This window comes from Marinimicrobium sp. (assembly GCF_002695945.1).
GTDB lineage: Bacteria > Pseudomonadota > Gammaproteobacteria > Pseudomonadales > Cellvibrionaceae > Marinimicrobium > Marinimicrobium koreense.
In genome coordinates, this window is sequence record NZ_NZQP01000028.1 from 1 (window position 1) to 14,624 (window position 14,624).

Annotated in this window: 15 protein-coding genes; 13 read left to right on the forward strand and 2 right to left on the reverse strand. The window is 60.5% G+C overall.

Features of this window, described 5'->3' with window-relative positions; genetic code table 11:
- Nucleotides 1-9 precede the first annotated feature (9 nt).
- The 13 genes from CMG77_RS07060 to rpoS all read left to right on the forward strand — a co-directional run bounded on the left by CMG77_RS07060 (nt 10) and on the right by rpoS (nt 11,539).
- A complete protein-coding gene (locus CMG77_RS07060; RefSeq protein WP_286903893.1) occupies nt 10-117 on the forward strand; it encodes a TilS substrate C-terminal domain-containing protein in 108 nt (35 codons plus the stop codon).
- A gap of 123 nt (nt 118-240) precedes the next feature.
- A complete protein-coding gene (gene pyrG, locus CMG77_RS07065; RefSeq protein WP_286903874.1) occupies nt 241-1,866 on the forward strand; it encodes a CTP synthase in 1,626 nt (541 codons plus the stop codon).
- A gap of 49 nt (nt 1,867-1,915) precedes the next feature.
- Nucleotides 1,916-2,767 (forward strand): 3-deoxy-8-phosphooctulonate synthase, encoded by an 852-nt coding sequence (kdsA, locus tag CMG77_RS07070; RefSeq protein ID WP_286903876.1) that lies wholly within the window; start codon nt 1,916-1,918, stop codon nt 2,765-2,767.
- A 56-nt stretch (nt 2,768-2,823) separates the two neighbouring features.
- Nucleotides 2,824-4,113, forward strand: a complete 1,290-nt coding sequence (gene eno / locus CMG77_RS07075; protein WP_286903878.1) for a phosphopyruvate hydratase — start codon at nt 2,824-2,826, stop codon at nt 4,111-4,113.
- A 213-nt stretch (nt 4,114-4,326) separates the two neighbouring features.
- Nucleotides 4,327-4,605 (forward strand): cell division protein FtsB, encoded by a 279-nt coding sequence (gene ftsB, locus CMG77_RS07080; RefSeq protein ID WP_123637632.1) that lies wholly within the window; start codon nt 4,327-4,329, stop codon nt 4,603-4,605.
- A 29-nt stretch (nt 4,606-4,634) separates the two neighbouring features.
- Complete coding sequence (gene ispD / locus CMG77_RS07085) at nt 4,635-5,360, forward strand: 2-C-methyl-D-erythritol 4-phosphate cytidylyltransferase (protein ID WP_123637631.1); 726 nt, start codon at nt 4,635-4,637, stop codon at nt 5,358-5,360.
- Nucleotides 5,360-5,839 (forward strand): 2-C-methyl-D-erythritol 2,4-cyclodiphosphate synthase, encoded by a 480-nt coding sequence (gene ispF / locus CMG77_RS07090; protein ID WP_286903880.1) that lies wholly within the window; start codon nt 5,360-5,362, stop codon nt 5,837-5,839. The genes ispD and ispF overlap by 1 nt, the downstream gene beginning before the upstream one ends.
- 13 nt (nt 5,840-5,852) lie before the next feature.
- A complete protein-coding gene (locus CMG77_RS15845) occupies nt 5,853-6,818 on the forward strand; it encodes a YheT family hydrolase (protein WP_286806381.1) in 966 nt (321 codons plus the stop codon).
- A gap of 20 nt (nt 6,819-6,838) precedes the next feature.
- Entirely contained in the window at nt 6,839-7,816 is a 978-nt protein-coding gene (gene truD / locus CMG77_RS07095; RefSeq protein WP_502691781.1) for a tRNA pseudouridine(13) synthase TruD, read from the forward strand.
- An 84-nt stretch (nt 7,817-7,900) separates the two neighbouring features.
- The gene (locus tag CMG77_RS07100; protein ID WP_123637627.1) at nt 7,901-8,545 is read left to right on the forward strand and encodes a protein-L-isoaspartate(D-aspartate) O-methyltransferase; all 645 of its coding nucleotides are present in this window, start codon (nt 7,901-7,903) and stop codon (nt 8,543-8,545) included.
- Between the two features lie 41 nt (nt 8,546-8,586).
- Nucleotides 8,587-9,516 carry a polyprenyl-phosphate transporter gene (locus CMG77_RS07105; RefSeq protein WP_246004343.1) on the forward strand — a complete coding sequence of 310 codons (930 nt, stop codon included), beginning with the start codon at nt 8,587-8,589 and terminating at the stop codon, nt 9,514-9,516.
- Between the two features lie 261 nt (nt 9,517-9,777).
- Entirely contained in the window at nt 9,778-10,425 is a 648-nt protein-coding gene (locus tag CMG77_RS07110) for a peptidoglycan DD-metalloendopeptidase family protein (RefSeq protein ID WP_286806385.1), read from the forward strand.
- 106 nt (nt 10,426-10,531) lie between these two features.
- The gene (rpoS, locus tag CMG77_RS07115) at nt 10,532-11,539 is read left to right on the forward strand and encodes an RNA polymerase sigma factor RpoS (protein WP_286806387.1); all 1,008 of its coding nucleotides are present in this window, start codon (nt 10,532-10,534) and stop codon (nt 11,537-11,539) included.
- 85 nt (nt 11,540-11,624) lie between these two features.
- Here rpoS and fdxA read toward each other — a convergent pair whose 3' ends face one another.
- The gene (gene fdxA / locus CMG77_RS07120; RefSeq protein ID WP_036159885.1) at nt 11,625-11,948 is read right to left on the reverse strand and encodes a ferredoxin FdxA; all 324 of its coding nucleotides are present in this window, start codon (nt 11,946-11,948) and stop codon (nt 11,625-11,627) included.
- A 54-nt stretch (nt 11,949-12,002) separates the two neighbouring features.
- Nucleotides 12,003-14,612 carry a DNA mismatch repair protein MutS gene (gene mutS / locus CMG77_RS07125; RefSeq protein ID WP_286876335.1) on the reverse strand — a complete coding sequence of 870 codons (2,610 nt, stop codon included), beginning with the start codon at nt 14,610-14,612 and terminating at the stop codon, nt 12,003-12,005.
- Nucleotides 14,613-14,624: the final 12 nt, after the last annotated feature.

The following is a 14,624-nucleotide window of genomic DNA, read 5'->3' on the forward strand; positions in this document are numbered from 1 at the left end:
CTGCCGCTGATTTACAGCGGCGAGACCCTGGTGGCCGCCGGGGATCTGTGGGTCTGCAAGGGCTTCTCGGCGGCCCCGGGCCAGCCGGGCTACCGCCTGAGGTGGTACAACTTTTGATTGAGGCTATCCCGCCTTTCTGGTACTCTGGCGCCCCGTCCTGAAGAGAAATACCCCAACGACAAGCACAGCGTTGGCGTCCGGTATTTGTCTGTCCCTCGATCGTACTGAACAAGGTTTTACATGACGCGATATATTTTCGTTACCGGTGGTGTGGTTTCGTCTTTGGGCAAGGGTATTGCCTCGGCTTCTCTGGCGGCAATTCTTGAGTCTCGGGGCGTGAACGTCACCATCATGAAGCTGGATCCCTACATCAATGTGGATCCGGGCACCATGAGCCCTTTTCAGCACGGCGAGGTGTTTGTCACCGAAGACGGGGCCGAGACGGATCTGGACCTCGGGCATTACGAGCGATTCATTCGCACCAAAATGACCCGTCGCAACAACTTCACCACTGGTCGCGTTTACGAAACCGTGCTGCGCAAAGAGCGCCGCGGTGACTACCTGGGCGGCACCGTTCAGGTGATTCCCCACATTACCGACGAAATCAAGCGTCGGATTATCGAAGGCGGCCGCGATGCCGATGTGGCGCTGGTGGAAATCGGCGGTACCGTGGGTGATATCGAGTCCCAGCCGTTCCTCGAAGCCGTGCGTCAGCTCAAAGTTGAGCTGGGCCCCAAGAATTCCATTCTGATGCACCTGACTCTGGTGCCCTATATTGCCACCGCCGGTGAAACCAAGACCAAACCGACCCAGCACTCGGTGAAAGAGCTGCGCTCAATCGGTTTGCAGCCCAATATTCTGCTGTGTCGCTCCGAGCGGGAAGTCGATGAAGACTCCCGCCGCAAAATTGCCCTGTTCACCAACGTGGATGAGCGCGCGGTGGTCCCGCTGCCGGATGCCGGCACCATTTACGCCATCCCGCGCATGCTGCACGAATTCGGCCTGGACGACATTATCGTCGAGCAGTTCGAGCTCGACTGNGGNCCGGCGGACCTGAGCGAGTGGGACCGCGTGGTGGATGGCAAGCTGCACCCCGAGAACGAAGTCACCATCGCCATGGTCGGCAAGTACATGGAGCTGCTGGATGCCTACAAATCCCTGATCGAGGCGATGATTCACGCNGGCATTCACACTCGTACCAAAGTGAACATGCAATACGTGGACGCCGAACAACTGGAAGAGCAGGGCGACAGCCTGCTGCGCGAAGCGGATGCGNTNCTGGTGCCCGGCGGTTTNGGTAACCGNGGGGTCGAAGGCAAGCTGATGGCGGTGCGCTATGCCCGCGAGAACAAGGTGCCGTACCTGGGGATCTGCCTGGGTATGCAATCGGTGGTGATCGAGTTTGCCCGCAACGTGCTGGGCCTGAAAAANGCCAACAGCACCGAATTTGATAAGCATACCCCGGANCCGGTGATCGGNCTGATTACCGAGTGGGTGGATAACAGTGGACGCCGCGANCANCGCGACGAAACCTCCGACCTGGGCGGNACCATGCGTCTCGGTGGTCAGGAGAGTCGTCTGGTGGCCGGCTCCAAGACCCGGGANATTTANGGTAAGGATGTGATTGTCGAGCGCCATCGGCANCGCTATGAAGTGAACAACAATTACGTGGACCAGCTGCAGAAAGCCGGNCTGCGCATCGGNGGATGGTCGGCGGACGATACCCTGGTGGAAGCGGTGGAGCTGCCGGATCATCCCTGGTTTGTCGCCTGCCAGTTCCACCCGGAATTCACCTCCACNCCNCGCGACGGNCANCCGCTGTTTACCAGCTTTGTCCGCGCCGCGCTGACCAACCAATCNTCCTGATCCGCCTCGCGGGCCCTGCGGGGCTCGCCAACGATAGAGTGAGNATGCTGTGACTGATCGAGATATTGCCATTGCCAANCTGACGGTGGGCAACCAACGTCCCTTTACCCTGTTCGGTGGCATGAATGTCCTCGAATCCCGGGANATGGCAATGCAGGTGGCCGAAGCCTACGTCAAGGTGACCGAAAANCTGGGNATTCCCTATGTNTTCAANGCCTCGTTTGACAAGGCCAACCGCTCCTCCATCCANTCCTTTCGNGGCCCGGGCATGGAAGAAGGCCTGAAGATTTTTCAGGAAATCAANGACACCTTCGGTGTGCCGGTCATTACCGATGTGCACGAGCAGTATCAGTGTCAGCCGGTGGCGGAGGTCTGTGATGTGATTCAGTTGCCCGCCTTTCTGGCACGCCANACCGACCTGGTNCAGGCCATGGCAAAGACNGGNGCGGTNATCAACATCAAGAAGCCCCAGTTTCTGAGTCCGGGCCAGNTGAAAAACATCGTGGANAAATTCCGCGAGTGCGGCAACGACCAGATCATTCTGTGNGAGCGCGGCAGCAANTTCGGTTACGACAANCTGGTGGTGGATATGCTNGGCTTTCGCACCATGCGGGAAGTCAGCGGCGGGGCGCCGATTATTTTTGANGCNACCCACGCGCTGCAGTGTCGTGACCCGCTGGGCGAAGCCTCNGGNGGNCGCCGTCATCAGGTCGCCGANCTGGCCCGTGCCGGTATGGCNGTNGGNCTGGCGGGGCTGTTCCTGGAAGCCCACCCGGACCCGGACAANGCCAAGTGTGATGGNCCCAGCGCGCTGCCGCTGGACAAGCTGGAGCCGTTCCTGGCCCAGATCAAAGCCATTGACGATGTGGTGAAGCAGTTGCCGCCACTGGATATTCAGTAACGAACGCAGTAACGAACCCTTTTTCATTATTTATTGGCAAACGGAGCAATCTACGCATGAGTAAAATTGTCGACATCAAAGCTTTCGAAGTTCTGGACAGTCGCGGTAACCCGACCGTCAGCGCTGAAGTCATTCTGGAAAGCGGTGCCGTAGGCTCCGCCTGCGCCCCCTCTGGCGCCTCTACCGGTTCGCGCGAAGCACTGGAACTGCGCGACGGCGACAAGTCCCGCTACCTGGGCAAGGGCGTACTGAAGGCCGTGGGCCACATCAACGACACCATCAAAGGTCTGTTGGTGGGTAAAGACGCCGCCGATCAGCGCGCGCTGGACAAAATCATGATCGATGCCGACGGCACCGAGAACAAGTCCAAGTTTGGCGCCAACGCCATNCTGGCCGTGTCCCTGGCCGCTGCCAAAGCCGCTGCCATCGACAAGGGCATCCCCCTGTACCAGCACATTGCTGAAGTCAACGGCACCGCCGGTAAGTACTCCATGCCGGTTCCCATGATGAACATCCTGAACGGCGGTGAGCACGCCGACAACAACGTCGACATTCAGGAATTCATGATTCAGCCGGTCTCCGCCAAGACCTTCTCCGAAGCGCTGCGTACCGGTGCGGAAATTTTCCACGCCCTGAAAAAAGTGCTGAACGAAAAAGGCCTGAGCACCGCAGTCGGTGACGAAGGTGGTTTCGCTCCCAACCTGCCGTCCAACGAAGAAGCTCTGCAGGTCATCGGTCAGGCCGTGGCCAATGCCGGCTACAAACTGGGTGAAGATGTGACCCTGGCACTGGACTGCGCCGCATCCGAGTTCTATAAAGAGGGCAAGTACGACCTGTCTGGTGAAGGCAAGGTGTTCAACGCCGAAGAGTTCTCTGACTACCTGGCGGATCTGTCGGCCAAGTACCCGATCATCTCCATCGAAGACGGTCTGGATGAGAGCGATTGGGACGGCTGGGCGTACCTGACCCAGAAGCTGGGGAACAAGATCCAGTTGGTGGGCGACGATCTGTTCGTGACCAACACCAAGATTCTGAAAGAAGGTATCGACAAGAAGATCGGTAACTCCATCCTGATCAAGTTCAACCAGATCGGCTCGCTGTCCGAAACCCTGGACGCGATCAAGATGGCCCAGGACGCCGGTTACACCGCGGTGATCTCCCACCGTTCCGGTGAAACCGAAGACACCACCATTGCCGATCTGGCCGTGGCGACCGCAGCGGGTCAGATCAAGACCGGCTCTCTGTGTCGTTCCGACCGTGTGTCCAAGTACAACCGCCTGCTGCGCATCGAAGCGGAGCTGAATGGCTCGGCGCCGTACAAGGGCCGTGCGGAATTCAAGGCGTAAGAAGGTAAGGTTACGGCGGATGCGCTTCGCTTATCCGCCCTACGGATGGCACCGTGGTTTGCGTAGGGCGGATAAGGCCAAAGGCCGCATCCGCCGTAACCCAAACGATCCGCCGTAACCGCAGCGATGTAGGGTGGATAAGCGCAAAGCGCGTCATCCACCGCTTACCCGAGAGCATCTACCCCACGATCCACTAACCAGGAGTTGGTAACAATGAAAATTCTGTTGGCCATCCTGATAGTGCTATTCACCGCCCTGCAATACCGCTTGTGGATTGCAGAAGGAAGTTGGGCAGACGTGACGCGACTGGACCGCGACATTCGGGCGCAGGAGCTGGCCAACGAGCGGCTCAAAGCGCGCAACCGTCGGCTGGCCGTGGAAGTGGATGAACTCAAGGAAGGGCTGGACAGCATCGAAGAGCGGGCCCGAGAGGATTTGGGCATGATCCGCGACGGCGAGACCTTCTTCATGGTCGTCGATCCCCAAGAATAAACCGACCTCAGACGTCTTCGGAAACGTATATGGGCAATCACCTCCGTTCCGATGCCTCGAACCCTTGCTGGGCCATTGTTCCCGCAGCGGGTATTGGCACCCGCATGCGTTCAGATCTGCCCAAGCAGTATCTGCGGCTGCGAGGCAAAACCCTTCTGGAACATACGCTGGAACGTCTACTGGCCATTCCCGACCTGGCCGGAGTGGTGTTGGCTCTGAGCCCGACTGACCCCTACTGGGAGCAGTTGCCGCTGGCCGGCAATGTCCGGATTGCGGTTGTCGATGGCGGCAGTGAACGCAGCCGCTCTGTGCTCAATGCCCTGAACTACCTGACCCTGCAAGCTGAGGCGGAGGACTGGATTCTGGTGCACGACGCCGCCCGTCCCTGTATCACGCCCAGTGCCATTGCCAGCCTGCGGCGACACACCGCCAATCATCCCGTGGGTGGCATTCTCGGCGTTCCGGTGGGGGATACCCTCAAGCGTGTCGGTCCCCGCAACGTGATTCTCGATACCTGCGACCGGCGAGGACTCTGGCAGGCGCAGACGCCACAGCTGTTCCGCTACCAGTTGCTGCATCAGTGCCTGGCTCGGGCCTTGGGGCAAGGTGAGGTGGTGACCGATGAGGCATCGGCGATGGAGCTGGCAGGCTATCAGCCGCTGATGGTTGAAGGGCGCACCGACAATATCAAAGTGACCCGGCCGGAGGATCTGGCTCTGGCCGAGGCGATTTTACAGCGACAGGAGCAACACTGATGCGAGTGGGACAGGGCTTCGATGTGCACGCCTTCGGGCCGGGCGATAAAGTAGTGATCGGTGGTGTGGCCATTGCGCACGACCGGGGGCTGGTCGCCCACTCGGACGGCGACGTGCTGCTGCATGCCCTATGCGATGCGCTATTGGGCGCTGCCGCCCTGGGAGACATCGGTCGGCATTTTCCGGACACCGATCCGGGCTTCAAAAACGCCGATAGTCGGGCGCTGTTGCGCATGGTTTACGCCAAGGTCCGGGCGCAGGGGTGGCGGTTGGTCAATGCGGATATGACGGTGATTGCCCAGGCTCCGAAAATGGCCCGTCACGTCCCCGCCATGATTGAGCGGATCGCGGATGATCTAAGCTGCACCACGGGACAGCTCAACATCAAGGCCACCACCACCGAGCGGCTGGGTTTTACCGGCCGGGAAGAGGGCATCGCCGCTCAGGCGGTGGTGCTGCTCGAGCCGCAACAACNCTGAGGACGCTTTCCGTATGCCGGTAAATGACGCGGATTACCGGGCACCAACATGGCTGCCCGGCGGACATCTCCAGACACTGGTGCCCCGCTATATTCGTCGTCTGACACTGACCGGTGAGCCGGTAGACATCGACTTACCCGATGGCGACCGGTTGCACGCCGAGTTGTATCGCAGCCCTGAACCGGATGCTCCGCTGCTGATTCTCTCTCACGGCCTGGAGGGCAGTGCCCGTAGTGGTTATATCCTCGGGACTACCCGGGCGGCGCTGGCCAAGGGCTGGTCGGTACTCGCCTGGAATCTGCGCAGTTGCGGTGACCAGCTCAATCGTACCCCGCGTATCTACCACTCGGGCTGTAGTGATGATCTGGACGCGGTGATCAGCTGGGCCACGGGTGCGGGCTTTCCCCGCCTGCATCTGGGAGGCTTCTCGCTCGGGGGCAACGTCACCCTGAAGTGGCTGGGTGAGCAGGGCGAGGCGGCGCGCGAGCGCGGTGTGGAGGCGGCGGCTACGGCCTCGGTGCCGCTGGACCTGCTCGCGTGCGTGTTGACTCTGGAGCGTCCGGCCAACTGGCTGTACCACAAACACTTTGTCCGTTCGATGAAACGTCGGCTCAAAGCCAAGGCCGCCCAATTTCCCGGGCATTTCGATCTGCAGCGACTGAAGCAGATGAAAACCCTCTGGGCTCTGGACGAGCACTACACGGCGCCCCTCAATGGCTTTCGCGATGCGGCCGACTATTACGCCCGCTGCAGCAGCCGATTTTTTCTGCGGGATATCCGCGTTCCCACCCTGCTGGTTACCGCGCGCAACGACCCCTTCTTCAACGATCGCTGTTTCCCGACCGAGGAAGCCGAGGCCCATGACCATCTGATTTTTGAAGCGCCCCGCACTGGTGGNCACGTCGGATTCTGGCAGGGCCCGGGTGACTGGTGGCTTGAGCGACGATTTTTGCAACACTTTGGCCGGGAGATGCCATGACCCTCGAGTTTGACATCCGAATGCCCACCGCCTGGGGCGGCCCCCGAGTGTCCGCCGGATTTCGGGTGACACCGGAAGATTTTCAGGTGGACGAAATCCTCGGGTTTGAGCCTGAGGGCGAGGGCGAACACTGGCTGGTTCAGGTTCGCAAACGCGGTGACAATACCGCCTGGGTGGCTGGGCAATTGGCGCGCTGTGCCGGTGTCACCAGTCGGGATGTGGGCTTCTGTGGCCTCAAGGATCGCCACGCGGTGGCCACACAGTGGTTCAGTATCTATCAACCCAAAGCCGTGGAGCCAGACTGGACTGCATTGGAACAGACCGGCCCCACCGTGCTCAGCTGCTCCCGTCATTCGCGCAAGCTGCGCCGGGGCCAGCACCAGGCCAACCACTTCGTCATTCGACTGCGGGCGGTGCAGGCCCTGGAAGATGGCGCCCTGGAACGGCTTGAACAGACGCTGGNCCGGGTGGCGGAGCAGGGGGCGCCCAACTACTTTGGTGAGCAGCGCTTTGGCCGAGACGCGGGCAACTTGCATCAGGCGCAGCGCTGGCTGGTGGAGGGTGAGCGTATCAAGAACCGCCAACAGCGGGGCATGGTGATGTCCGCCNCCCGCTCCTGGCTGTTCAATCAGGTACTGGCGGAACGTGTGCGTGAGGGTACCTGGCTTGAGTGCCTTGCGGGCGAACCGCAGGATGAACCTTCCGGCCCGCTCTGGGGCCGTGGTCGACTGATGAGTGACGCCCAGACCGCTCAGTTGGAATCCCGGGTGTTGGCACCCTGGAAAGGCTGGTGCGACGGCCTGGAACATGTTGGCCTGAACCAGGAGCGACGCGCCCTGGCACTAAACCCTCAGGGTCTGGCATGGCACTGGGAGCAGGGCGACATGGTGCTGTCTTTTGCCCTGCCGCCGGGGACCTTTGCCACCGCATTGCTGGCGGAGGTGGCCCAGCTCGATACGACCCAGATGGAAGCAGCTCGGGGCGCCACTGTGCTATAGTGATCGCTTTTCATCAGAACAATATTGACGGCTAGAATTCCGGGGAAATACGCAGTGACGAGTCTTAATTTGGAAGGTGTGGGAATGACCTCCCAGCGCACGCGGGAGCGTCTGGTGCAAAGGCTGGCCGACAAGGGCGTCACCAATCTGCAGGTGCTGGACACTCTGCGCAACACGCCCCGGCACTGGTTTCTGGATGAAGCGTTGTCCCATCGCGCCTACGAGGACACCGCGCTGCCCATCGGCTATGGCCAGACACTCTCCCAGCCCTATATCGTCGCTCGAATGACGGAAATTCTGCTCGGTGCCGCCGGCAAACGACTGCACAAAGTGCTGGAAGTGGGCACTGGTTCAGGCTACCAGACCAGCATTCTGGCGCAGTTGGTGGACGAAGTGTACAGCGTCGAGCGGATCAAGCCTCTGCAGGATAAGGCCCGTGAGCGGCTGCGGGAGTTGGGGTTGCGCAACGTTCACCTCAAGCACGCCGATGGCGGTTTCGGTTGGCCGGAGGCGGGGCCGTTTGACGGTATCCTGAGCACCGCCGCACCGCGCTTTGTTCCCCAGGGGTTGCTGAATCAATTGGCGCCAAACGGCGTGCTGGTTATCCCGGTGGGCGATCAGACCCAATCCCTCAACCTGATCATTCGCGATGGTGACAGCGAGAACTTTGTGACCCAGGTGCTCGAACCGGTCAAGTTCGTTCCGCTGCTCTCCGGCACCAGCCGCTGACGTTTCATGTCTGATTTTGCTGCCCAATGACAAGGACTCCCATGACCCTGCAAGCCCGACTGATTCTATGCCTGAAAGGGATGGCGATGGGGGCGGCTGATGTGGTTCCCGGTGTATCCGGTGGGACCATTGCGTTTATCTCCGGAATCTATGAAGAATTGATCGATTCTCTGCGGCGTTGGACACCCGCAGCGCTGGGCATCTGGCGGCGGCAGGGCACGGCCGCCTTTTGGCGCCACGTCAATGGCGGCTTTCTGCTGACGGTCTTTGGCGGCGTACTGCTCAGCATCTTTTCCCTGGCGAATCTGGTGCACTATCTGCTGGAATTTCATCCCCTGCTGGTCTGGGGGTTCTTTTTCGGACTTGTGGTGGCGTCGGTCGTTTATATCGGGCGACAGCTGCCGCTTCGCTCTCCGGTCATCTGGTTGGGACTGGGCCTTGGCACCCTGGTGGCGCTGGCAATCTCGGTAGGCAAGCCGGTTCAGCTGCCCGCCGAGTGGTGGATGGTGTACCTCGCTGGCTGCATCGCAATATGCGCCATGATCCTTCCCGGCGTTTCCGGCAGTTTCCTGTTGCTGCTGATGGGGATGTACCCGGTGTTTATTCAGGCGGTGGTGGATCTGAATTGGTGGATACTGGCGTGCTTTCTCGCGGGCTGTGTGACCGGCCTGTTACTGTTTTCCCACTTTCTGGGCTGGCTGTTGCGACATTATCATGACCGGACGCTGGCGGTGCTGACCGGCTTTCTGGTGGGCTCGTTGAACATTATCTGGCCCTGGAAGCATACTCTGGAGACCTATACCAATCGTCACGGTGAGCAGGTACCGTTGGTTCAGGAAAACCTGGTGCCGTGGCACTATGAGAATATTGTCGGGTCTGACCCACAGACAGCAATGGTTCTGGTTCTCATGGCGTTGGGGTTGTTGCTGGTGCTCGCCCTGGAATTTTGGGCGAAACGGTCGACTCATTAATAATTCACAGTGGCAACCCGTATTTTAGAGTATTTTCTAATAAGGGCCCGGCGTTAATTGCGAATCCAAATAAACGGGGCCTTCGCATCAGCCCTTAACGTGAGTGTGTTTATGCAGGACTGGTCAACCCACCGCTGGAGGAAATACGGCCCACTGGTTTATATATTGATCAGTTTGGTGGTTCTGGGAGGCTGCGCTACCCAGCGGGCGGATGTGGTGGAGCGGGGCCAGCCGCCGGGTCGGGAGATTCAGAAGCACTGGGTGAGCGCCGGAGAAACGCTCTATTCCATTGCCTGGCGCTACGACGTGGATCACCGCAAGCTGGCGCAACACAACGGTATCGGCCCACCTTTCACCATTTACCCCGGCCAGACACTGCGCCTCGATGTGCATAATATGGCCGCGCCTTCCAGGCCCTCTCCACGGGCGACGCCCCCGAAAGTCGCCAGTAAGCCGACCCCGAAAGCGCCTGCTGACCGTCAAGAAAATAAAACATCTCGCCCAAAGGCGTCTGCCGCCCCGGCCCTGGTTGCGGGCAACCCCGATTGGCGGTGGCCCGTGAAGGGGCGGGTGATTGCCGCCTTCGGCGCCTCTACGGGGCTCAATCAGGGTATTGATATCAGCGGTAAATTGGGAGACTCTGTACAAGCAGCTGCTGCAGGGCAAGTGGTTTATGCGGGCAGCGGGCTGCGTGGGTATGGCAATCTCGTGATCATCAAACACAATGACACGTACCTCAGCGCTTATGCCCACAACCGTCGCCTGAAGGTAGCCGAAGGTGACGCGGTAAAAGCAGGAGAGGTGATTGCCGAAATGGGTTCCAGTGGCACCGACAGTGTGCGTCTGCACTTTGAAATTCGGCGTGATGGGAAACCCGTTGACCCAATTGGGTATCTACCCAAACGTTAACGCTAAACGTTAACAATAGTGTCGCAGTATAACGATAACTTGGGTTAAGGCTGTTGGATGCCATAGGGGCGGCACCAGGAGCCGTATGTAGAGCGAGGGGTGATCTATGGCACTGCAAGAACGGGATACAAAAGCGGATCGTGAGTCAGCCGCGGCGGTTCACGAAATTGATTTTAATGATGATGTTGTGGTTGAAGAGGAACCGACCACCGCAGCACCCACCTCCGCCCGACGAGGGCGCGCCACCGCTGATCGGCACTCCGACGATCACTTCTCCAAAAGTCTCGATGCGACACAACTTTACCTGAACGAAATTGGCTTCTCGCCCTTGCTGACCGCCGAGGAAGAGGTCTATTTTGCCCGCCGCGCACTGCGTGGAGATGAGGCGTCCCGGAAGCGGATGATCGAAAGCAATCTGCGTCTGGTGGTGAAAATTTCACGCCGCTACGTCAATCGGGGTCTGGCCCTGTTGGATCTGATTGAAGAGGGCAACCTGGGGTTGATCCGCGCGGTCGAGAAGTTTGACCCGGAGCGGGGTTTCCGCTTCTCCACCTACGCGACCTGGTGGATCCGTCAGACCATCGAGCGGGCGATCATGAACCAGACCCGNACCATCCGTCTGCCCATTCATGTGGTGAAAGAGCTCAATATCTACCTGCGGGCGGCTCGGGAGCTGACCCAGAAGCTGGACCACGAACCCTCCTCGGATGAAATCGCCACGCTGTTGCACAAGCCGGTGGCCGACGTGGAGCGTATGTTGGGGCTGAATGAGCGGGTCACGTCGGTGGACAGCCCGGTGGGCAATGCCTCCGATCGGACCGTGGTGGACACCATCCCGGACATCAACAACTCCGACCCCGCTTTTCTGATGCAGGATGGCGATCTAAATGACAGTCTGGATCGTTGGCTGGACGACCTGAGTGAAAAGCAGCGTGAAGTCCTGGCCCGGCGTTTCGGGTTGCGTGGCCATGAGGTGTGCACCCTGGAAGAGGTGGGCCATGAAATCGGATTGACCCGAGAAAGGGTGCGCCAGATTCAGGTGGAAGCTCTGAAGCGGTTGCGGGAAATCATCGAAAAGCAGGGGCTCAATAGCGAGGCGCTGTTCAGCGTTTGATGCGGTACCTCTGTCTGAGGTACAAAAAAGCCGGGCTTTGATGGCCCGGCTTTTTTGTGGCTGCAGATTTGTCGGTGCAGACGGTTCAGCGTTCGAGGTACTGCAGTTTCCCTTCCACACCATCCCACTCTTCGGCGTCCGCCGGAGCGTCTTTCTTCTCGGTAATATTGGGCCAGACTTCCGCCAATTCGGCGTTCAGCTCCAGGAACACTTCCTGCCCTTCGGGCAGTTCATCTTCCGAGAAGATGGCATCCACCGGACACTCGGGCTCACACAGAGCGCAGTCAATGCACTCGTCCGGGTGAATCACCAGGAAATTGGGGCCTTCATAAAAGCAGTCAACGGGGCAGACTTCAACGCAGTCTGTGTGTTTGCATTTAATGCAGTTTTCCCCAACAACAAATGTCATAGCGGACTCCAGCTAACACGGTTCGGATTTTGGGCGCTTATTCTAGCAGTATTCTTAGCTTTTGCCAGTCATAAGCGCCTTTAGGGCATAAAGTTGCTCCAGCGCCTCACGGGGGCTGAGATCATCCGGCTGAACCTCGCCCAGCGCTTCCACCACCGGGTGGGGCGCGCTGTCGAACAGGCCGCCCTGAACGGGCGTGTCGGCCGCCGGTGCTGGTTCGGGTTTGGGTGGCTGGGGAGTCGAGCTGCCGCGCTGGGCGTCGCCCTCCAGTTCCGCCAGTTGGGTCTTGGCCTGGGCCAGCACGCCATCGGGTATGCCCGCGAGTTTGGCCACCTGCAGGCCGTAGCTCTTGCTCGCCGGCCCCTCCTGAACCTTGTGCAGAAAGACAATGCTGTCGTGGTGCTCGGTGGCATCCAGGTGGACATTGACGATGCCCGGTAGCTCGTCGGGCAGCCGGGTCAGTTCAAAGTAGTGGGTGGCGAACAGGGTGTACGCCTTGACGTTTTCCGCCAGATGGCGGGCGCAGGCCCAGGCCAGGGCCAGACCGTCAAAGGTACTGGTGCCCCGGCCGATCTCGTCCATCAGCACCAGGCTGCGCGGCGTGGCGTTATGCAGAATGTTGGCGGTCTCGGTCATTTCCACCATAAAAGTGGAGCGCCCACCGGCCAAGTCATCGGAGGAGCCGATCCGGGTAAAGATCCGGTCCAGCATGCCCACTCTCGCTTCCGCTGCGGGCACAAAGCTGCCGATATGGGCCAGCACGGCGATCAGCGCCGCCTGGCGCATGTAGGTGGATTTACCGCCCATGTTCGGACCAGTGACCACCAGCATGTGGCGCTGATCGCCAAAGCACAGATCGTTGGGCACAAAGGGTGCGTCGCTGACGTGCTCGACCACCGGATGTCGCCCGCCCTGAATGTTGATACCGGGGTCGGCGTTCAGGATGGGGCGGCTCCAGCCAAGGCTGTCGGCGCGTTCGGCCAGATTGGTCAGCAGGTCCAGCTCCGCCACGGCGGCGGCGGACTGCTGCAGGGGGATCAGGTCGTCGTTGAGAATGTCGATCAGCTGATCGTAGAGCAGCTTTTCCCGGGCCAGAGCGCGACTTTTGGCGGACAGCGCCTTGTCCTCGAATTCTTTCAGCTCCGGGGTGATGAAACGCTCGGCGTTTTTCAGGGTCTGGCGGCGGATATAGTCCGCCGGGGCCTGTTCGGCCTGGGCGCGGCTGAGCTCGATAAAGTAGCCGTGCACCCGGTTGTAGCCCACCTTCAGCGTGCTGATGCCGGTGCGCTCTCGCTCCCGGGTTTCCAGGTCCACCAGGTACTGGCCGGCGTTGTTGCTGATATTGCGCAGCTCGTCCAGTTCTTCATCGTAGCCCTCGGCGATCACGCCGCCATCGCGAATGACCACCGGTGGATTTTCAATCAGGGCGCGTCCCAGCAGATCAACGGCCTTGGGGAATTCTCCCAACTGTTGTGCCAGCTCGGACAGGTGCGGCGCGCCGAGCTTGGCCAGCTCGCTGCGCAGCTCCGGGTAGCAGGCCAGGGAGGCGTGCAGCCGGGCGAGATCCCGCGGGCGGGCCGAACGCAGGGCCAGGCGACCGAGGATCCGCTCCATATCGCCGATGCGTTTGAGAATCCGGTGGATCACCTCGAAGGTGTACTGATGTTGCAGCTCGGCCACCGCGTCCTGACGGGATTGCAGAATCGGCAGGTCGCGCAGCGGGCGGTTCAGCCAGCGGCGCAGCAGACGGGAGCCCATGGCGGTAGCACAGCGATTCAGGACGCTGTACAGGGTGTTTTCTTCGGTACCCCCGAGGTTTATGTCCAGTTCCAGATTGCGCCGGGTAGCGGCATCCATGATCACCGCCTGGTCCCGGTTTTCGTGGCTCAGGCCGCGCACGTGGGGCAGGGCGGCGCGCTGGGTTTCCCGGGCGTAGTTGAGTAGACAGCCGGCGGCGGCGATGGCGGCGTCCAGATGGTCGCAGCCAAAGCCTGCCAGATCCTGGGTGCCGAACTGTTGGGTCAGCAGGCGCCGGGCGCTGTCCAGCTCGAACTCCCAGGGGCCCCGGCGGCGCACGCCCTTGCGGTTCTCCAGCAGCTCGGGCGTGGTCAGGTCGTCGCTGACCAGCAACTCGGCGGGGCGCAGTCGCTGCAGCTCACCGAGGGCCGCGTCCAGCCCCTCGACCTCCAGCACGTAAAAACGGCCGCTGGCGATATCCAGAGACGCCAGTCCATAGGTGTCGCCCTGCTGGTGCAGGGCCACCAGCAGGTTGTCCCGACCGGAGTCCAGCAGGGCTTCGTCGCTGACGGTGCCCGGCGTGACGATGCGCACCACTTTGCGCTCCACGGGCCCCTTGGACGTCGCCGGGTCGCCGATCTGCTCGCAGATGGCCACCGACACGCCGGCCCGCACCAGCTTGGCCAGGTAGCCGTCGGCGGCGTGAAACGGAATGCCCGCCATGGGAATGGGCTCACCGTTGGACTTGCCGCGGGCCGTGAGGGTCACGTCCAGCAGTTCGGCAGCCCGCTTGGCGTCGTCGTAGAACAATTCGTAGAAGTCGCCCATGCGATAGAACACCAGCTCCTGCGGGTGCTCGGCCTTGATTCGCAGGTACTGCTGCATCATCGGCGTGTGCTGGCTTGGGGCGTCGGATGTTTTGCTCATAAAACGGCGTTG

Coding starts and splice junctions, on each gene's coding strand:
- ftsB (WP_123637632.1), top strand. CDS start 4,327: ATGAAAATTCTGTTGGCCATCCTGATAGTGCTATTCACCGCCCTGCAA.
- ispD (WP_123637631.1), top strand. CDS start 4,635: ATGGGCAATCACCTCCGTTCCGATGCCTCGAACCCTTGCTGGGCCATT.
- CMG77_RS07100 (WP_123637627.1), top strand. CDS start 7,901: ATGACCTCCCAGCGCACGCGGGAGCGTCTGGTGCAAAGGCTGGCCGAC.
- CMG77_RS07105 (WP_246004343.1), top strand. CDS start 8,587: ATGACCCTGCAAGCCCGACTGATTCTATGCCTGAAAGGGATGGCGATG.
- fdxA (WP_036159885.1), bottom strand. CDS start 11,948: ATGACATTTGTTGTTGGGGAAAACTGCATTAAATGCAAACACACAGAC.
- mutS (WP_286876335.1), bottom strand. CDS start 14,612: ATGAGCAAAACATCCGACGCCCCAAGCCAGCACACGCCGATGATGCAG.